This is a genomic window from Campylobacter gracilis, assembly GCF_001190745.1.
Classification (GTDB): domain Bacteria; phylum Campylobacterota; class Campylobacteria; order Campylobacterales; family Campylobacteraceae; genus Campylobacter_B; species Campylobacter_B gracilis.
Window position 1 is genome coordinate 701,428 of record NZ_CP012196.1, and the last position, 20,479, is coordinate 721,906.

At 38.8% G+C, this 20,479-nt stretch carries 17 protein-coding genes; all 17 read left to right on the plus strand.

Annotated elements, in window-relative coordinates; genetic code table 11:
- The first annotated feature begins 54 nt into the window (after positions 1 to 54).
- From wecB to CGRAC_RS03765, 17 genes are read left to right on the plus strand one after another with little or no spacing between them, the layout of a single operon-like run.
- Entirely contained in the window at positions 55 to 1,191 is a 1,137-nt protein-coding gene (gene wecB / locus CGRAC_RS03685) for a non-hydrolyzing UDP-N-acetylglucosamine 2-epimerase (RefSeq protein ID WP_005872256.1), read from the plus strand.
- The gene (wecC, locus tag CGRAC_RS03690; RefSeq protein WP_040304229.1) at positions 1,185 to 2,387 is read left to right on the plus strand and encodes a UDP-N-acetyl-D-mannosamine dehydrogenase; all 1,203 of its coding nucleotides are present in this window, start codon (positions 1,185 to 1,187) and stop codon (positions 2,385 to 2,387) included. Before wecB ends, wecC begins: the two co-directional genes overlap by 7 nt.
- A gap of 20 nt (positions 2,388 to 2,407) precedes the next feature.
- Positions 2,408 to 4,534, plus strand: a complete 2,127-nt coding sequence (locus CGRAC_RS03695; protein WP_005872254.1) for a bi-domain-containing oxidoreductase — start codon at positions 2,408 to 2,410, stop codon at positions 4,532 to 4,534.
- Positions 4,535 to 4,546: 12 nt separating this feature from the next.
- Positions 4,547 to 5,824 (plus strand): phenylacetate--CoA ligase family protein, encoded by a 1,278-nt coding sequence (locus CGRAC_RS03700; RefSeq protein ID WP_005872253.1) that lies wholly within the window; start codon positions 4,547 to 4,549, stop codon positions 5,822 to 5,824.
- 1 nt (position 5,825) lies between these two features.
- Positions 5,826 to 6,911 (plus strand): pyridoxal phosphate-dependent aminotransferase, encoded by a 1,086-nt coding sequence (locus CGRAC_RS03705; RefSeq protein ID WP_005872252.1) that lies wholly within the window; start codon positions 5,826 to 5,828, stop codon positions 6,909 to 6,911.
- Complete coding sequence (locus CGRAC_RS03710; RefSeq protein WP_005872251.1) at positions 6,901 to 7,563, plus strand: HAD-IB family hydrolase; 663 nt, start codon at positions 6,901 to 6,903, stop codon at positions 7,561 to 7,563. The genes CGRAC_RS03705 and CGRAC_RS03710 overlap by 11 nt, the downstream gene beginning before the upstream one ends.
- Positions 7,556 to 8,779: an oligosaccharide flippase family protein gene (locus CGRAC_RS03715; RefSeq protein ID WP_005872250.1), complete on the plus strand. Its 1,224-nt coding sequence runs from the start codon at positions 7,556 to 7,558 to the stop codon at positions 8,777 to 8,779. Before CGRAC_RS03710 ends, CGRAC_RS03715 begins: the two co-directional genes overlap by 8 nt.
- Complete coding sequence (locus CGRAC_RS03720; RefSeq protein WP_005872248.1) at positions 8,766 to 9,824, plus strand: DegT/DnrJ/EryC1/StrS family aminotransferase; 1,059 nt, start codon at positions 8,766 to 8,768, stop codon at positions 9,822 to 9,824. Before CGRAC_RS03715 ends, CGRAC_RS03720 begins: the two co-directional genes overlap by 14 nt.
- Entirely contained in the window at positions 9,814 to 10,770 is a 957-nt protein-coding gene (locus CGRAC_RS03725) for a lipid II:glycine glycyltransferase FemX (RefSeq protein WP_005872246.1), read from the plus strand. The genes CGRAC_RS03720 and CGRAC_RS03725 overlap by 11 nt, the downstream gene beginning before the upstream one ends.
- A 2-nt stretch (positions 10,771 to 10,772) precedes the next feature.
- Entirely contained in the window at positions 10,773 to 11,504 is a 732-nt protein-coding gene (locus tag CGRAC_RS03730) for a class I SAM-dependent methyltransferase (RefSeq protein WP_005872245.1), read from the plus strand.
- Positions 11,504 to 12,472, plus strand: a complete 969-nt coding sequence (locus tag CGRAC_RS03735; RefSeq protein ID WP_005872244.1) for a polysaccharide deacetylase family protein — start codon at positions 11,504 to 11,506, stop codon at positions 12,470 to 12,472. Before CGRAC_RS03730 ends, CGRAC_RS03735 begins: the two co-directional genes overlap by 1 nt.
- Positions 12,469 to 13,677, plus strand: a complete 1,209-nt coding sequence (locus CGRAC_RS03740) for a glycosyltransferase family 4 protein (RefSeq protein ID WP_005872243.1) — start codon at positions 12,469 to 12,471, stop codon at positions 13,675 to 13,677. Before CGRAC_RS03735 ends, CGRAC_RS03740 begins: the two co-directional genes overlap by 4 nt.
- Complete coding sequence (locus CGRAC_RS03745) at positions 13,670 to 15,760, plus strand: alginate lyase family protein (protein WP_005872242.1); 2,091 nt, start codon at positions 13,670 to 13,672, stop codon at positions 15,758 to 15,760. The genes CGRAC_RS03740 and CGRAC_RS03745 overlap by 8 nt, the downstream gene beginning before the upstream one ends.
- Positions 15,753 to 16,901 carry a GumK N-terminal domain-containing glycosyltransferase gene (locus CGRAC_RS03750; protein ID WP_005872241.1) on the plus strand — a complete coding sequence of 383 codons (1,149 nt, stop codon included), beginning with the start codon at positions 15,753 to 15,755 and terminating at the stop codon, positions 16,899 to 16,901. The genes CGRAC_RS03745 and CGRAC_RS03750 overlap by 8 nt, the downstream gene beginning before the upstream one ends.
- A complete protein-coding gene (locus CGRAC_RS03755; protein WP_005872240.1) occupies positions 16,898 to 18,001 on the plus strand; it encodes a glycosyltransferase in 1,104 nt (367 codons plus the stop codon). The genes CGRAC_RS03750 and CGRAC_RS03755 overlap by 4 nt, the downstream gene beginning before the upstream one ends.
- The gene (locus tag CGRAC_RS03760) at positions 17,998 to 19,122 is read left to right on the plus strand and encodes a glycosyltransferase family 4 protein (protein WP_005872239.1); all 1,125 of its coding nucleotides are present in this window, start codon (positions 17,998 to 18,000) and stop codon (positions 19,120 to 19,122) included. The genes CGRAC_RS03755 and CGRAC_RS03760 overlap by 4 nt, the downstream gene beginning before the upstream one ends.
- A complete protein-coding gene (locus CGRAC_RS03765) occupies positions 19,115 to 20,479 on the plus strand; it encodes a mannose-1-phosphate guanylyltransferase/mannose-6-phosphate isomerase (protein ID WP_005872238.1) in 1,365 nt (454 codons plus the stop codon). The genes CGRAC_RS03760 and CGRAC_RS03765 overlap by 8 nt, the downstream gene beginning before the upstream one ends.

Below are 20,479 nucleotides of genomic sequence, written 5' to 3' on the forward strand. Positions count from 1 at the left end.
AGTTTGTAGTTAATCGATTTTGGTTAAAAAGATATCGATATTTGGAAGGATTCCATGACGAAAAGAAAAATTTTAATAGTATTTGGAACGCGTCCGGAGGCCATTAAGATGGCTCTGTTGATAAAGGAATTTCAAAAGCACGCGGAATTTGAAGTGAAGGTTTGCGTCACGGCGCAGCACAGACAGATGCTTGATCAGGTTCTGGAATTCTTTGAGATAAAGCCTGATTTTGATCTAAATTTAATGAAGCAAGGGCAGGATCTGTACGATATTACGTCAGGCGTTTTGCTTGGTATGCGCAATGTATTTAGCAAATATTCCCCGGACATCGTGTTTGTGCATGGAGATACGACTACTACTTATGCCGTTTCTTTGGCGGCGTATTATCAAAAAATAGATGTTGCTCACGTAGAAGCTGGACTTAGGACGCATAATATCTATTCACCGTTTCCTGAAGAGATAAATAGGCAGATGACGGGGCTCATAGCTAAATATCACTTCGCGCCGACTGCCGATGCGAGAGACAATCTCTTAAAAGAAGGCAAAGATTCAAGAAATATAGTTGTTAGTGGCAACACCGTTATAGACGCGCTTTTGTGGACGATAGATAAAATCGAAAACGACGAGCTGCTAAAAAATAAAATTTTATCCTTTATAAATTCCAAATATAAGCTTAGTGATAGAAAATTTATTCTCGTTACAGGACACAGACGAGAGAATTTCGGAGAAGGCTTTGTTAATATTTGTGAGGCTTTACGTGAAATAGCGCTAAAAAATGAAAATATCGACATCGTTTATCCCGTGCATCTAAATCCAAATGTAAGAAAGCCTGTGGGAGAAATTTTATCGGGTATTCCGAATATATTTTTAATTGATCCGCTAGAGTATGATAGTTTTGTCTATCTTATGAGCAAGTCATATATGATAGTAACAGATAGCGGCGGCATCCAGGAGGAGGCACCGAGCCTTTGCAAGCCCGTTTTAGTTATCAGAGAAACTACCGAAAGACCTGAAGGGATAAGGGCAGGATGCGTTAAGCTTATCGGCACCAAGCGCGAAAATATCATAAAAGAGGTGCAAAAATTATTAAATTTAAAAGATGAATATGATAAAATGAGTAAAAGTGTAAGCCCGTATGGCGACGGTAAAGCTTGCAAAAAAATACTAGAATTTTTAAAAGGAATATTGTGAAAAAAGTTTGCATCTTAGGTCTTGGATATATAGGGCTACCGACGGCGGCACTTTTGGCAAATAGGGGATATAAAATCCATGGCGTTGATGTGGTGCAGAGCGTCGTAGATACGATCAATGAGGGTAAAATTCATATCGTAGAGCAAGGGCTCGGGGAGCTTGTAAAAAAATCAGTAGAAAGCGGAAATTTAAAAGCAGACGTTAAGCCTGATTTCGCAGACGTTTTTATCATAGCTGTTCCGACGCCGTTTCGAGACGGATACGTGCCAAATATCGATTATGTCATAAGTGCGGCAAAATCTATAATACCATACGTAAAAGACGATAATATGGTCGTTTTAGAATCCACTTCACCAGTAGGTACTACCGAAAAGATAGGTGAAATTTTAAAAAATGGCGGTATTGATATTTCTAAAATTTATATCGCTCACTGCCCTGAGAGAGTTTTGCCGGGTAAAATTTTAAAAGAGCTTACGCAAAACGATAGAATCGTGGGTGGAACTACAAAAATTGCTACTAAAAAAATAGCGGAATTTTACGCAGAATTCGTAGAAGGTGAAATTTTACAGACTGACTCAAAGACTGCAGAGATGTCAAAGCTTACAGAGAATTCTTTCCGCGACGTAAACATAGCCTTTGCAAACGAGCTTAGTATTTTGTGCGATAAATTTGGCATCAATGTTTGGGAGCTTATCTCGCTAGCAAACCGTCATCCGCGAGTTAATATTTTAAACCCAGGCTGCGGCGTAGGCGGGCACTGCATAGCGGTCGATCCATGGTTTATAGTGCATGCGGGCGGCTACGAAGCAAGGCTGATCAAATCTGCAAGGGAGGTCAATGATCACAAAGCTGAGTGGTGTATTGAAAAAATCAAAAACGCCGCTTTGAAATTTGAGCTGCAAAATGGCAAAAAGCCTAAAGTTGCGTGCATGGGACTTGCTTTTAAGCCCGACATCGACGATTTGCGGGAGTCACCTGCGCTAAATATAACCAGACGCCTGATCGCAGACGGCGTCGATGTGGTCGCCGTGGAGCCCAATATCAAGGCTCACAAGGATTTTGAGATAGCGGATTACAAAAAGGCTATTGAAATTTCGGACATTATCGTATTTTTAGTCGGACATAAGGAATTTAAAGGACTAAAAATAGAAAAAGAAGTTTTGGATTTTTGCGGCGTACGAAATACTAATATTTAATATTTTTTAAGGTATGATTAATGATACAAGCAATAGTTAAAAAAGGTAAAGTTTTAGCAGAGCAGATCCCGGCTCCGAGCGTTTCAAAAGGATGCGTTCTTATAAAAGTAGTAAATAGCTGCATATCGGCGGGCACCGAGATAAGCGGCGTATCAAATAGCGGAAAGAGTCTGATAAAGCGAGCCTTAGAACAGCCCGAAAACGTAAAAAAAGTCATCAATATGATAAAATCAGACGGCATCGCAAACGCCTATGCGAAGGTAAAGGGCAAGCTTGATAGCGGTAGCCCGACCGGCTATTCGCTTAGCGGCGTCGTCATAGCAGTCGGAGAGGGCGTTTTAAATTTTAAAATCGGAGATCGCGTCACCGCAGCCGGTGCAGGGCTTGCGAACCACGCAGAATACGTAGACGTGCCCAAAAATTTAGTTATGAAAATGCCGCAGAACATGGACTTTGAGCGGGCTTGCACCGTGACGCTGGGCGGTATAGCGATGCAAGGCGTTAGGCGGATCGATCTAAGGTTGGGCGAGACCTGCGTAGTGGTCGGTGCGGGGATCTTAGGGCTTCTTGCGGTGCAGATGCTTAAAATTTCAGGCGTAAGGGTTGCGGTCAGCGATTTTGACGATAGGCGCTTGCAGATAGCTAAAGAATACGGCGCCGAGCTCGTTATAAACCCGTCAAGAGATGATTTGCTGGGCGTCGTTTCGTCTTGGAGCGGCGGATACGGCGCTGACGGCGTGCTATTTACCGCCGCTACGAGCAGTAGCGAGCCGCTATCGCAAAGTTTTCAGATGTGCAAGAAAAAGGGCAGAGTGGTGCTCGTAGGCGTTGCCGGCATGCAGATAAATAGAGAGGATATGTATAAAAAGGAGCTTGATTTTCTTATCTCCACCTCCTATGGGCCGGGCCGCTACGATAAGAGCTACGAAGAGGGAGGGCTTGATTATCCGTTTAGTTACGTCAGATGGACCGAAAACCGAAATATGAGCGAGTATCTAAGGCTGGTAAATGAAAATTTGATCAAGCTAGATAAGCTCATAGACGCAAAATACCCTATCGAGCAGGTAACGGAGGCGTTTGAGTCGCTACAGACTTCGCAGAATAAGCCGCTTATGGTTTTGCTTGACTATGGCGAGGCAAATTTAACCGAGCTTGATAACTATCTAAATCACGATAAAAAAATCATCATAAGTTCCGCGCCAGTAAACAGGGATGTGATAAACGTTGCGTTCGTCGGAGTCGGCGGATTTGCCACTGGTATGCACTTGCCTAATATCTCAAAGCTTATGGATAAGTATAAAATTTACGCGATAATGAACCGAAGCGGACATAAAGCAAAGGCGGTGGCGCAGCAATACGGAGCGAACTACGCTACTTCAAATTTAGACGATATTTTAAACGACAAAAATGTCGATCTTGTGATCATCTCCACAAGGCACGATAGCCATGCGGAGCTTACTTTAAAGGCGCTTGAAGCGGGCAAAAACGTATTTGTAGAAAAGCCGCTTGCGACAAATAAAGATGAGCTTGAAAAGATAAAGAAATTTTACGAAGTGGGAGGCGACAAGCCCGTTTTATTCGTGGGATTTAATAGGCGATTTAGCGCATACGCGCAGGAGATAAAAAAGCACACGAGCGCTAGAATAAATCCGATGATAATCAGATACAGGATGAATGCCGGCTACATACCGATGGATCACTGGGTGCATGAAAACGGCGGCAGGATGGTGGGCGAAGCGTGCCATATAATAGATCTGATGACGGCACTAACGGGCAGCGAGATACAGAGCGTATTTTCGCAGTCCATCACGCCGAGTAACGAAAAATATAGCGCCGAGGATAACAAATCCATCGTCTTAAAATACAAAGACGGCTCGGTAGCAAATATCGAATATTTCGCAAACGGTAGCAAGGAGCTAAGCAAGGAATTTATGGAGATCCACTTTGACGGCAAGAGCATCGTTTTGGATGACTATAAAAGTCTTAAAGGATACGGGGTGAGGGTGAAAGAAATTTCAACGAACGTAAGCCAGAAAGGGCAGCTTGAGGAGCTTGAGGTGTTATTTGAGACTCTAAAAAAAGGCAAAGGCTGGCCGATAGAGCTTTGGGATATGGTGCAGACGACGGAGATTTCGTTTTTGATATAAAAGGCTAAATTTATGACCGGTCAAATTTGCAAAAAGATAAAAAGCAAAATCAAAAATTATATTTTTATCAAAAGAAATTTTAGCGAATATGATAAATTTCAGTGGAGAAGCGCAGAAGAGATAGAGCGTATCAGGACTAAGAAGCTAAAAGATATAGTAAAAAAGGCGGTTGATTTCGTGCCTTTTTATAAAAATTTGGATTTAAAAATAGATTTTGAAAATTTTAGCTTAGACGAATTGAAAAAATTTCCGGTTATAAATAAGCAATTAATCAAAGAGAATTTTAAAGATTTTTGCTCTATCAAATTTAACGGAAAAGCATCTCATACGTCAGGATCTACTGGGGCTCCGTTTGAATTTAAAGTCCCATATGAAAGCGATGCAATAGAAAAAATTGTAGCGAATAGGGCTTGGGGTATGGGTAAAGATTATGCTTATAAAAGCGGTGATCCGATAATCGTTTTAAGGACGTATTCGCCAAAAGCAGGCGAGCCGCTTTATAAAATTTCGGGCGATTATTGGTATTTATCCCCGTTTCATATTAACGAGTCAAATTTGGCTTTATATTTATCCGTTATCAAAAAGTCAAAAGCCAAAATAATAAGAGGATACGCAAGCTCCATATATATTTTTACGCTACTTTTAAAGCAAAAAAACATAAAAATACCTCAAATAAAAACTATAGTAACTTCATCTGAGACGTTACTGCCTGCATATAGAAGCGCGATTGAGGAGTATTGGGGGTTATCCGTTTTAGACTGGTACGGGCAAAATGAAAGAACTGTAACCGTCCAGCAGTGTTGGGCGGGTAACTATCATAACAATGATGATTACGGGATAATAGAACTTAGCGATAAAAATGAAATCATAGCTACTTCTTTAAATAACTACGTAATGCCTTTTATTAGATATAATACCGGCGATAAGGCTATACCTTTAGACGGTAAAGCGCCGATTTGTCCTTGCGGTAGGCATTTGTCTATTCCTTTTAAAGGGATAGAGGGTAGAAGCGACGATATATTGATTAAAGATGACGGAACTAAAGTGCCTTCTATAAATATCTATACCATTATGCATGAGCTAGAGTTTATAAAGCAGTTTCAAATTATCCAATTCAAAAATACTGATATTGTAATAAATGCAATTGGTAACCTAGATGATGTAAAAGAGCTATTATTGTGTGATAATATTAGAAATAGACTTGGAAATGTGGCTATTAAAATAAATGTTGTTGACGAGATCGAAAGAGACTTATCGACTGGAAAGATTAAAACCATAATTAGGAAATAAAATGTTTGAAAATAAATATATTGCTAAGCTTAAGCCATATAAATTAGCATCTCATAAGGTATGGGAACTAAATGATGATGAAATTTTAAAATTGGATTGGAATGAAGCTACTATCCAGCCTTCGCCGAGGGTTAAAGAAACTCTTATTGAGTTCATAAAAAATGGGCATATTAATTGGTATCCCGATACGAATAATACTTTACTTTTGAAGGAGTTATCGTTGTATTGCGATATCTCGGTTGATAATATTCAATATTTTGGCAGTTCTGATTATTTGCACGAATATATTGCTAAAACATTTATTCAAGATAATGACAAAGTACTCATTGTCGCACCAACGTATGATAATTTTAGATCTACTATGGAGAGCTGCGGAGGCATAGTAGAATCTTTTTATCTCAATAAAGATTTTACTTTTAGTAATAATTTATTTTGCGCTACTTTAAATAAGTTTGAGCCTAAAATTGTTTATATATGCAACCCAAATAATCCAACTGGTACCGTTTATAATAATGATTTAATCGAAGGATTGGTGGCTAGATTTCAAAATATTTTATTTATCATAGATGAGGCATATTGGGAATTTACGAGTATTACTTGTAAAGATTTGGCTAAAAAATATAATAATATTTTGATTTGTAGGACTTTCTCTAAGGCATTTGCCTTGGCTAGTTTTAGAATAGGATATGTTATATCGTCGGCGGGCAATATAAATATGATCTCAAAAATTAGGAATCCAAAAAATATTACTGCTCTTTCCCAAATAGCTGCTATAGCCGCTTTGCAAAATAAGGAATATATGAAAAAATATGTAAAAGAAGTCAATGATGCAAAATTATTTTTTGATAAGGGACTTAGAGAGTTAGGATATAATGTATTTGGCATAGGAGGAAATTTTAGTTTAATAAAATTTCAAGATAAAACCTCAAAAAATAAATTTATAGAATTCTTGGAGATGAATAAGATTTTTATTAGAGATTATGGGCATATACCAAATATGGAAAATTGTGTGAGGATTACTATTGGGACTACTAGGCAAATGGAAAAGGTGTTGAATATTATTAGAGGTTTGAGGATTGAAAAATAAGCCCATATTAGCTATTTTTGACTTTTGCGATACTATTTTTGATGGTCAATCAGTTACATTTTTTTTGAATTTTCTAGAGTCTAAATTACCACTATATAAGAGAATATATGCAAAGGTTATGAAAAAAATCAATAAAATACCGCCATCAAATAGCAAAGAATATAAAGAAAATTTAATGCAGGTATTTTATGGTATTGAAGAAGAGACAATCAATAAATATTGCTCTGAATTTTATAGTAAGGTTATTTTAAATAGACTACATAAATGTGTCATTGAAGCACTTTTATATCATAAAAAAGAGAGGCATATAATCGCAATTGTGTCTGGTGGATTTGATATATATTTGAAATATTTTGCAAGAGATTATGGCATAGATTATTTAATATGCACAAAATTAGAATTTAAAAGTGGTATTTTTGTTTCAAAAATACTTGGCGATGAGTGCCTAGGGAATGGGAAATTAGAATTATTAAGTAAAAATTTAAATCTGAGCGACTACGATTTACTTAATTCTTTTTGTTATAGTGATAGTCGGAGCGATTTACCATTATTTTCTTTAGTGGGAAATAAAGTAATCGTAAAAAATAATCAAGATATCAGTTGGGCGAATGATAGCTTTCAAATTTTAGAGGTAGACAGAAAATATGCTTAAAAAGATACTTGGCTCAAAAGTCGCTCATCAAACGCTATTTCTATTTACGGCACAGATATTTGGCATGGTTGTGGGTTTTGTGTCTAACATGCTTTTGGCAAAGCAGATGGGAGCGGTTGATTTTGGGATATATTCTTTGTCTCTCGCTATTATCATATTTATTTCCATATTTTTTGAGTTCGGATATTTTTCTAGCGCTTCAAAGATGCTGGCAAACAACCATGATATAAATTTGGAAAAAAAGATATTTGGAGCGTCAATCATTATAGTTTGTGTGATTGCAACTCTATTTTTATTGTTTACTCTGATTGTTTCTTTTTTAATGGATATAGTTTTTAATGATAAGGTTGGTCATATTATCAGGCTTTCTTCTTTTATAAGCTGGAGTTTTGTAATTCCATTTTTTATGGAACTAATATTAAAAGGCAGTAATCACATAGGATATTTAGCTGGTTTTAATATATTTTCTAAAATTTTATTTGTAGTATTTTTATTCATTTTGTTTATTTTTGAGCGCTTAAATCCGTTAAATGCGCTTTTATCATTTTCCTTGTCTTATGCGTTTGCATTTGTGATATATGGGTGTATATTACGACCAAATTTCGGTGGTTTTTCTGAAATTTTGAGAACTATAAATTTAGAAAATAAACGGTACGGTATACACGTGTATATAGGCAGAGTAATTGATGTTTCGACATACAATATAGATAGACTTTTAATAGGATATTTTATAGGTGCAAAGGATGTCGGTTTTTATGGGCTGGCAAATTCTATGGCAACTCCGATAAATTCGTTATCTAATGCTATGAGTAGTACTATGTTTAAAACGCTGGCAAATAGCAACAAAATACCCACTGCTGTTTTAAAGGCAAATTTAGCTTGGGTATTTTTAGCGTTTATTTTGGCTAATATGCTGGGCAATTTAATTATAAATTTTTACCTAAAAGAAGAATATAGCGATGTTTCTTTATTATTGCTTTTAATGTCTATCGCGGTTTGCTTTCAGGCTCTTTGTCAACCTTACAATGCTTGGATTAGTGGGCATGGATATGGAAAAGAGCTAAAGAATGCTAATATAAAAATGACTATCGTGACTGCTGCGTCTAGCGTTTTATTGGTTCCTTTTATGGGGGCTGTCGGTGCCTGCATTTCTAGTCTGATATCAAATTTATATTCGCTATTTTTATATGTAAAGATTTATTATGCCAAAATATAAAATATATACGAGTTATGCGAGAACTGCGATATACTTAGCTTTATTGTCTATAGGCGCAAAAGGCAAAAAAGTTTTATTGCCGGCTTTTATTTGCGCTACGACATTACCGGATGCGATGGTGCAGGCCGGCGGGATTCCGGTGTTCGTGGATATCGATGTGCATAGTTTAGAAATGATTCAAGATGATATAAAAAGTAAAATTTCATCCGATACGGTAGCAATAATATCTCATCATTATTACTGCGCCTATATGGACTATGTCGTAAAAATACAAGATATCTCAAAAAAATACAACCTTATTCACATAGAAGATAGGGCTCATTGTTATGGCTTAAAGAAAGATTTGATCGGAGATGCCGCTATATATTCTTTTTCAAAGAATATGATTTCTCCTGGCGGGGGATTAATAGTTACAAAAGATCATAAGATATGGCAAGAATGTCTAAGCATTCAAGATAAAAATAAGAGTATTTTTCATACATTCATTTTAAACACTGAAGCCTTTAGTTATATGGAGGCCATTAAAAACGATAGGTCTTGCAAAGGATATAAAAAATGGGGACTTCTAAAATTTATTAAAATGAGTGCCTCCAAGCTGCTCAAAATTCTTGGTTTTTATCAAAAAAACTATTTTTATAAAATAACCAGCAATGACATTGGAAAAAATTTTCATATATTTGATACCAGGATGACTTCAGAGCAATTGAAATATATCTTGATAGCCATAAGAAAGTTAAGGCTTGCGATTAATACTAGGAAAAAAGTTGCATCCAGGCTTAATGAAATTTTACCATCCTTTTTGAACGTAGACAATAATATATTTACAAATTATGTAATATATAGCGATGAGCTTGAGAAGCTAGAGCCTATTTTTGGCGATCTTAATATTAAAACTAGAAGAGTATGGCCGTATTTTCAAAAATATTGGCATCAACAAAAAACTGCAAGTGTCGAAGAACTATCTAAAAAACTATTGTTAATAGACTTGGATTGCTTTAATGAAGAGAAAATAGGTAAGTTAAGAGGGGTGCTTAATGGAAATTAGAATTCTTGCAAAAGATTTAATTGACCCGATAGAGTGGAATATTGATATAAAGAATCCAACACAACTATTTGAATTTGCAAATACTAGTGGTAAATTTTCAATTCCGTATTTTCTAATCATAAAAGATAAAGATATTATTTTTAAATGGCAGTTTTTTGTAGTAGGTTTTAGATATTTTAGATATATCAATATTATTTCAGAACCGAACATTCAAACTACTGAATTGACAAATATCGCCTTTAAAGAGATTTTAAGAGTCTTTAATCCCTTTAAGGTAGTTTTTTACTCTATCACATTATCAAAATTTACAAATATGGATTTTTTAGAACTAAATAATTTTAATGAAATATATAGATACGGCTCATCTGTTTTAGATTTAACTCAAAATGAAGACGTAATATTTTCTAATATACATAGTAAACACCGTAATGTTATAAAAAAGGCGCAAAAAGAGGATGTTGAGGTATTTGAGGATACGAGCGAACAGGGAATATACGATTTTTATAAAATAGGCGTTGAAACATATGCCAGATCAAATAAGGAGGCTTTAGAAGTTGAATATTTACTAAAGTATTTTTTTGCGCTAAATAAAACGGGCAATATTAAAATATTTTTTGCAAAAAAAGATAACGTCATCCAAGCCGGAGCAATTTTTCTCGTTTCTAAACATATGTCTATATATTGGCACGGTGCATCTATAAATAATTGTGCTACCGGCTCTTCAAATTTGTTGCAGTGGGAGGCAATAAAATATTTTAAGCAAAACGGCACAAAGATATATGATTTTGGAGGCTGCTCTGATTTGGACGAGAAAGCTAAATCTATCAGTAGATTTAAAGGTAGATTCGGCGGTATGACGTTTAATTATATAGGGTTTATAAAAATAAACAATATTTTAAAAAATATGTTATTTATCTTTATAAAAAATTTTACTAATAAAGGCTAAATATGACTACGCAAGAGAAAATTTTGGACCGATATAAAGAAATAAGAGGCGATTTTATAGATACTAAAGACGAGAAGCTCAGGCAAGAGTTTTTTGATAATCTCTTAAAATACAACTATTTAAAATTCATAAATCCATATATAAACGGCAAAATTTTAGAGATCGGTTGCAATAAAGGCTATATGTTAAAAGCATTGCAAGGTTTGGGTTTTAAAAATTTACACGGTATAGATTTGTCTAATTCCGACTTGTCGATAGCTAAAAATAGGACCGGGCTAGATACGCTAAAACAAGAAAATGCTTTTGATAATTTAAAATATAATAAATACGACCTTATACTGTGTAAAGACGTTATGGAGCATATACAAAAAGATAAGCAAGAGGAATTCGTAAAAGGGATATATAACTCGTTAAATATCGGCGGAACGGCAATTATCCAGGTTCCAAATATGGACTGGATGATGTCTAATCATGAAAGATATATGGACTTTACTCATGAAATAGGCTATACTAGAGAGAGCCTTGCGGATATTTTTAGGCTATATTTTGCCGAAGTAGAGGTGCTTCCAGCCTCATATATATTTAAAAATAGCAAGAAAAAGATCGTCGTTTCGCTAGTAAGAAGCATTATGATTAAATGTATAAGATTTGCTTTAAGGATACTTGGAGAAGGCGCAAGCGATGTTTGGTTTGAACACAGAGAGATAATGGTTGTAGCAAAAAAAGACAAATAATGAAGCAAATTTTAATAACCTGCGATACCGAGGTCGGAGAACTGCATGCAAATAGAGCCGATGCGTTTGAGATTTTTATAAAAGGCGAGACTGACGGCAAGGAAGTCGGCGTAAAGCTCATAAACGATTTAGCAAACGAGTACGGCGGCGTAGCGGAGCATTTTATAGACGTATATCCGTATGAAAGATACGGCGAGGATAAATTTAAAAGGCTGTGTCGCCAAATCGTTAAGAGCGGACACGGCGTAAATTTACATACCCATCCGTCCGGAAAATACGATAAAAATAGAAAATTTATGCGCCAATATAGTCTAGACGAGCAAATAAAAATTATAAATTTCGGTAAGCAAAAGATAAAAGAGTGGATAGGCGTGGACGTTATAGCTCATAGAGCCGGAGGATACGGCGCAAACGACGACACGCTAAGAGCCCTTAGGATAAACGATATTTTTATAGACAGCTCGTTTTTTTATAAAAATATAAATTGCGCTATAAACTATGACTACGTAAATAAAACTAGCAAAAAATGCGGCGTGTTGCAGTTGCCCGTTAGCGTTTACGAAAAGCAAAAGCGCTATGGTTTTTTAAAAGCCAAAAGCGTTTTTCAAAAATTTGATTTTAGATACGGCTCTAGCGCGGATGAAATATTAAGAGCGATTGATTTAATGCCCAAAGATTGCATAATAACGCTTTTTTTGCATAGTTTTAATTTTTTAAATTTAAAATATAATTTTAAAAGCGGGCGGTATGTCGATATAAGCATAAACGAGGGTTTAATAGGCGAGTACAAAAAACTTTTAGAGAAAATCGCGGGCAATAAAGAGTGTAAATTTACGTCGATAAAAGATTTAAATTTAAGCTCTTTAAGCTACTCGGACTATATGCCAAAGATTAGCGTAAACGCCGAAATACTAAAGCCCGCGATGGATAAATTTAGGCTAAAATTTATGCAGATAGGCGATATATGATGAAAATACTTTATCTAAGGACGCTTTATTGGTTTGGGCTAAAAGCGGGCGGCTCGGTGGGGCACACGGCAGGCGTTATAAACGCTATGGATAAAAAGGTACGGCTAAGCGTCGTTTCAAATGACGAACTTTGGGGGGTTGATAAAGAAATAACCGTCGTAAAGCCTATAAAATTTCCTTTTATACCAAAAGACGTTCTTGAGTTTTTTTATAATTTTAAAATAATAAAGCATTGCTCCGATTTGGAGGCTGATGCGATATACCAGAGATATAGCGGATTTAGCTTTTGCGGGGCGTATATCGCAAAGAGAAAAAAGATACCGTTTGTTTTAGAATTTAACTCGTCTGATGTTTGGAAAATTAAAAATTGGAAAAACAACGACGCTCTTTTTAAGCGAATTTTCAAGACTATTTACTACAAAATTTTTAAGTTACCTATCGTTTGCGCGATAGAAAGTTATAATCTAAAAAATGCTAAATGCGTAGTTGCCGTATCGGAGGCGTTAAAAGATATCCTTTTAAATTTAGGCGTAGACGAGGGCAAAATAATCGTAAATCCAAACGGAATAGACGAAAATAAATATAACCCGCAGGTAAGCTGCGAGGACGTAAAGCAAAAATACGGTCTTGAAAATAAAATCGTAATCGGCTTTATAGGAACGTTTGGGCAGTGGCACGGGGCCGAAAACATAGCTCTGGCTTTTGGCGGGTTGCTAAAAAAATATCCTGAGTATAAAAATAAAGCAAAGCTCTTTATGATAGGCGACGGCGTTAGAATGTCTGCCGTAAAAAAATATATTTTGGAATTTGACTTGCAAGAAAACGTCGTATTAACGGGCCTGATTCCACAAGAGCAAGGAGCAAAATTTCTAAACGCTTGCGATATTTTAATCAATGCCACTGTGCCAAATCCAGACGGAAGCGAGTTTTTCGGAAGCCCCACTAAGCTTTTTGAGTATATGGCTATGGGTAAGGCCATAATATGCAGCAATATGGCTCAGATGTCTGAAATTTTAGAACACGGCAAAACCGCCTATATGGTAGAGCCTGGGAATATAGACGAGCTGGAGATTGCCATGAAGAAGCTTGTGGATGATGGTGAGCTAAGACAGCGCCTGGGCGATAGCGTGAGAGATGAGGTCGTCCAAAAATACACGTGGGATAAGCATGTGGATAAAATTTTAAAGGCCGTGGGTAATGAGTAGAATTTCTTATTATCTTAAAAAAGCTAGATCAATGCCGTTTGATGAGTTGGCCATAAAAATAGCTGATAAAATTTTAAATACCGCAAAGAATAAATTTCAAAAAATGTGCGATGTGCTAGGCAATACTCACATAAATTTTAACGTTTCTATTATCAAAACTAGCTATATAAATACAAAAGAGCTAGACCTGTCAAATATCGATCCGGATGTCGCAAAATATCTATCCAAAATGTACATCGAGCATAAATTTGATCTGCTCGGTAGTGGGTGGGTAAAAAATAGCTATGATAGCGCGGCGCTCGGGCTTGAGGGTTATAAGTACGATATGAATGTCGCCGCGCCCGCCAGTGCGCCCGAAGACTACGAGCCGATCGATTGGCAAAAGGATTTTAAAAGCGGCTTTCGGTGGGATGAAAAAAAATGCTACAAAGACCAGCGCATAGCCCATAAGCCCGGCAGCGATATAAAGGTGCCGTGGGAGCTTGCTAGGTTTCAGCACTTGCCGCAGCTTGCTATTTTTGCGATGGCGGATCCGAGTCTGAAAGAGCAAAATTTAAAAGAATTTAAAAACCAAATTTTAGATTTTGTCCACAATAATCCGCCCCGAATGGGCGTAAATTGGACCTGCACGATGGATGTGGGTATCAGGGTCGCCAACATGCTGGCGGCTTATGATATGTTTCGCCAGATGGACGAGGGCGGAATTTTAGATCAAAATTTTAAGCAGACCTTTTCAAATAGCGTCTACGAGCATGCGCTTCATATCGTAAATAATCTGGAGTATTCGCCGCATCTTACGTCAAATCACTATCTAAGCGACATCGTGGGCCTGCTGTTTGCGTGCGCGTATCTAGACGGCGGCTGCGAGACGGACGCGTGGCTAGCATTTGCCGTGCAAGAGATAACCTGCGAAATGAAAAAGGAATTTTACGAAGACGGTGGAAATTTTGAGAGTTCTACGAGCTACCACCGCCTAAGCGGCGAGCTAATGGCGTATAGCGCGGCTTTGATACTGGGTCTAAAAAGCGAGAAAATTTTATCTTTGCAAAATTACGACGCAAAGCTTTGGCGCAAAAAGCCGAAACTTTTGCCTCCGGATGAGCAGGAATTTAAAATTTTAAACGGACAAATATCGCTGCCGCAGTGGTTCGTGCACAGGTTGTATAAAATCGGCAGATTTACCGCGGATATTACAAAACCAAACGGCGAAGTACCGCAATTCGGCGATAACGACAGCGGCAGGTTTTTTAAATTTAGCCCAAACGGCGAGTTCTTGAGCAACGAACAAGCCGTGCGAAAATATCTAAATTTAAGCGGCTTTGAGGGCGGCGACGAGCCGTTTTGGGATGAGAATATCTTAAATCACTCCACGCTAATTAGCTGCATGGGCGGAATTTTTGACGATGAGATATTTAAAAACGATATGCGCTTTGAGCGGAGTTTTACGAGAGCTCTTGCGGGGCGCACGCTGCAAGTAGGCGATAAAGCATACAGACGCCCGATCGCCTCGGGCGTGAAATTTAGCGAACTGCCGCATCGAAAAAGCATAGAATTTAAAATTCCAAATTCGCAAGAGATCAAAAATATATTTTATCCGGACAGCGGAATTTTTATTTTCAAATCAGATAAATTTTACCTTGCTATCTGCACTACGCCGCTTGGGCAAAAGGGTCACGGCGGACATACGCACAATGATAAGTTGGGCTACGAGCTGTGGATAGACGGGCTGGATATAGCAAGAGATCCCGGCACCTATCTTTATACTCCGATCCCCCGCAGGAGAAATGAATTTAGAAGCGTCGGAGCACACAATGTGCCGATTGTGGGCGATCTAGAGCAAAATAGTTGGGGCGAAGGAGCGATAGGACTATTTGGAATGTTTGCGGAATGCAGATGCGAAGTGGCGGATTTTGGAGAGAATTTTATAAGCCTCGCTGCAGAATACAAAGGCGTAAAGATAATTAGGAAATTTGAGATAAAAGAGGACAAATTGGAGATTATCGATATGGCAAATAGGGAATTTTATTATAGTAAATTTGAATTATATTCAAATGGATATGGGAAGTTGATGAAAAATGTCTAAAAAAGTTTTAATGGCCGTTGCAAATTACTATACTTCGCCGTTTCAGGTCGGCAGTCATCATTATGCTAGAGCGTTTGAAAAGCTAGGATATGAGGTGCTTTTTATCTCAAATCCCATCTCGCCGATACATAAAATTTTTGCAAATAGTAACGAATTAAAAGAGCGGGAAAGAATTTATAAAAAAGGCGGCGAAAGTGCGGGAAGCATTTTTTATTATGTTCCACGCTCCATTTTTACTCCTCAAAATAAGCCGTTTTTATCGTCAAATTTTGTTTTAAATAATTGGCAAAATTTTATGTATCCAAATTTATTAAATTTTATAAAGGAGTGTGGTTTTGGCGAGGTTGATATATTGTGGTTTGATAGCCCGTTGTTCGGCTTTTTGCTGGATACCATAACTTATAAAAAATCGATTTTAAGGATAGCTGATTATTCAAAAGGTTTTAATGCAGTTTCTGATACGCAGTTTAAAGCCGAGATAAATATCGCGAATAAGGTAGATGCAGTCATTTATACGGCCAAAAATTTAAAGGAAAAATACAATCAAATAAAAGATAAATCTAAAATGAAATATGTACCAAATGGCATTGATCTTGATTTCTTTAAAGAGGCAGATAGGTCTTTGCCGCAGGAGCTTGAAGATATTCCTGAGCCTAGGGTAATTTACGTAGGCGCAATACATGATTGGTTTGATGTGGATTTAGTATATTACTGTGCTAAAAATTTGCCAAATTATAATTTTATTATAATAGGTCCGGAGCAAAAAGATCTATCTTTACTTAAAAAGCTAAAAAATGTCCATATTTTAGGCTCTGTTCCATATGCTAAGATCCCTGCGTTTTTATATAATTCGCAGGTGGGTATTATTCCTTTTAATGTTAAAGATTATCCTGATCTCGTAAATAGTATAAATCCTTTAAAAATGTATGAGTATCTTGCCTGCGGATTAAAGGTTGTTAGCGTGGAGTGGGAGCAGATTAAAGATATGGCTGATTATGTGTATTTCGCGGAAGATAAAGAGGAGTTTTTGAGCTGTATTTCAAACAAAGAAGAGAGGAGACCTCTTGATCTGGAAAAAATGACGTGGCTGGGCAGACTTAAGGAATTGCTTGCCGGTTCGTCATTAAAAAAAGAAAAATGAAAATTTTATTTATCACGCTTAGGGCCGATCACGGCGGTGGACCAAAACACATCGATCTGCTTATAAATAATTTATCTAGCGAGATAGAGATATATCTTGCTTGTCCGCAAGATAGGCCCTACTATGATCTGTGGAACGAGTCAAAAAAGATTAAAGACATATTTATCTTGCCGCATAGAAAATTTAGTGTGAAAAAACTCCTTGGGCTGAATAAATTTATAAAAGATAATGATATAGAGATAGTCCATTCCCATGGTAAGGGCGCAGGCATCTATTCTCGGATACTTAAAATTTTAAATCAAAGGCTAAAAATAGTCCACACTTTGCACGGCGTCCATATCGGAGAATACGGCTTTTTTAAAAAGAGCGCATATATTTTTTTGGAGCGATTTTTAACGCTATTTACCGATAAATTTATAAATGTCTCAATGAACGAAAATAGCCTTTGCTTAAAGCTTAAATTATTCAAAAAAAGCAAGAGCGAGGTCGTGCATAACGGCGTAAAAGCTCTTTTAAAAGACGATGATGCCAAGATAAAATTTAATCTATCGGGGAAAAGGATGGTTACGACTATTTCGAGATTTGATTATGCGAAAAATATGTCCTTGGCGTACGAGATAGCTCAAAATTTTAAAGACAACTCAGACATCGTTTTTTTGTGGCTCGGAGACGGCGACGATAGGGCAAAATTTGAATCTATGGCGCAAAAAGACGGCGTAAATATAATCTTTACGGGCTTTACCGACGAAGTGCCCGCGTATCTATCCGCTACGGACATATACCTGTCTACATCCAGGTGGGAGGGGCTGCCTTATGCGCTCATAGAGGCGCAGTCGCTCGGTATCCCGGTAGTAGCGACAAACGTAGTGGGAAATAACGAAGTCGTAGAAAACGGCAAAAGCGGATTTTTGTTTGAGAACGCACAGCAGGCGTGCCGGGATATAGAAATTTTATTAAATGATGAGAAAATATACGGTAAAATGCAAAGCGAAGCGTTGCTAAATTTTAAAGATAAATTTGATATCGGCATCGCGATTCGTAAAGTGGAAAAAATTTACGAGCAAATATTTGAAAATAGATCAACTAGGGAGCTGCAATGAAAAAAGCCCTTATCCACGACTGGTTTAGCACCTACGCAGGCGCGGAGAAATGCGTCGAGAGTTTTACCGATATCTGGGATGATTTTGAAATTTACAGCCTCATCGACTTTTTAAGCGATGCCGACAGAAATAAAATTTTAAAAGGTAAGCGCGCCCACACGAGCTTTATCCAGAAGCTGCCCTTTGCGAAGGACAAATATCGCAACTACCTGCCGCTATTTCCGCTCGCGATAGAGCAGTTTGATCTAAGCGGCTACGATGTCGTGCTATCCAGCTCGCATGCCGTCGCAAAGGGGGTGCTGACGCACTCAAATCAGCTTCACATCGCTTATGTACATACGCCGATCCGCTACGCGTGGGATCTATATTATCAGTACTTGCGCGAAAGTGGGCTGGATCGCGGTTTAAAGGGCATGCTGGCGAAGTATTTTTTGCATAAAATTAGGCTTTGGGACGCGAGCACCGCAAACCGCGTGGATCACTACGTCGCAAACAGCCGCTACATCGCGCGCCGTATAAAAAAAACCTACGGTAAGCCTAGCGATGTCATCTACCCGCCCGTGGATGTGGATAAATTTACGCTGCGCGAAGCCAAAGAGGACTTCTACCTCACTGCCTCGCGCATGGTGCCGTACAAAAAGATCGATCTCATTGTAGAGGCGTTTTCGCAGACGGATAAAAAGTTGCTCGTTATTGGCGATGGCCCCGATATGGCCAAAATAAAATCAAAAGCGGGCAAAAACGTCGAGCTTTTGGGCTTTACAGACGATGAGACGATGGCGGATCTCATGGGGCGAGCCAAGGCGTTCGTTTTTGCCGCAGAGGAGGACTTTGGCATTACGCCCGTAGAGGCACAGGCATGCGGCACGCCGGTGATTTGCTTCGGGCGCGGCGGCGCTCGCGAGACGGTGCTTGACGGCGAGAGCGGACTGTATTTTATGGAGCAAAATACAAAGGAGCTGCTCGCCGCCGTAGCTAAATTTGAGCAAAATTATGATAAATTTGAGCCTGTAAAAATCAGAGAAAATTCTTTAAAATTTTCGCGCGCGCGCTTTGAAGCCGAGATCAAAAGCTACGTCGAGAAAAAATATGAGGAATTTAAGGACGGCTTAAATGACTAATATAATCCTAAGCGGCGGCAGCGGTACGAGGCTGTGGCCCATCAGCCGCACGCTTATGCCAAAGCAGTTCGTACGCCTCTTTGACGACCGCTCGCTTTTTATGATGAGCTACGAGCGAAACTCCCCGCTATGCGAGCGCACGCTCGTCGTCTCGAACGAGCAGCAGTATTTTTTGGCGCTCGATCAGCTTGAGATTTTAGGCGCGCGCGGCGTAAAATTTCTGCTCGAGCCCGTCGGCAGAAACACGGCTCCTGCGATCGCGCTTGCGTGCTTGAGCCTAAAGGCCGAGGAGATCGTTTTCGTAACGCCGAGTGATCATCTAATTAGAGATGAGGCGGCGTATAAAAACAGCGTCTTGCGCGCACGCGAGCTTGCGAAGCAGGGATTTTTGGTGACGTTTGGTATTAGGCCCGCGGATGCAAATACGGGCTACGGCTATATCGAAGCAAGCGGCGAGGACGTGTTAAAATTTCACGAAAAGCCCGGGCTTGCGGCAGCGCAAAGCTACATAGCGGCGGGGAATTTTTACTGGAACAGCGGCATGTTTATGTTTAAAGCTGGCGTATTTTTAAGCGAGCTAAAGGCGCAGAGCCCTGAAATTTACGAAGCCTGCGTCCGTGCGTACGAAAATTCTAACGCAGAAAATCCGCTTAGAATTAAACTAGACGATATGCAAGAAATCCCAGCAGATAGCATCGATTACGCAGTTATGGAGCACACGAGCCTTGCTAAGGTCGTACCTGCAGACATCGGCTGGAGCGATCTGGGAAGCTTCGATAGCTTAGACGCCGAGCTACCTAAAGACGCGAACGGCAACACCGCAAGCGAGCAAAATATCGCTCTAAATTCTAAAAACAATCTCATCATCGGCTCGGGCCGCACGATAGCCGCCATAGACATCGAGGATCTCGCTATCGTCGATACCAAAGACGCCCTACTCGTATGTAAAAAAGGCTCTACTCAAAAGGTAAAGCAGGTAGTGGAGCGGCTCGGAGATAGCGATCTAGCGCGCGTGCACGTAACGACGCACCGCCCATGGGGCAGCTACACGGTGCTCGAAGATGAGCGCGGCTATAAGATCAAGCGTATCGTCGTTAAGCCCGGCAAGCGGCTATCGCTGCAGAAGCACTACCATCGCAACGAGCACTGGATCGTCGTTAGTGGCACCGCGACCGTGACTGTGGGCGAGCGAAATTTCTTGTTGCGCGAGAACGAATCGACGTTCATTAGGATGGGCGAGGTTCATCGCCTCGCAAACGAGGGCAAAATCCCCGTCGTACTAATCGAAGCTCAAGTTGGCAGCTACACCGGCGAGGACGATATCGTGCGCCTACAAGATGATTTTAATAGGAGCTAG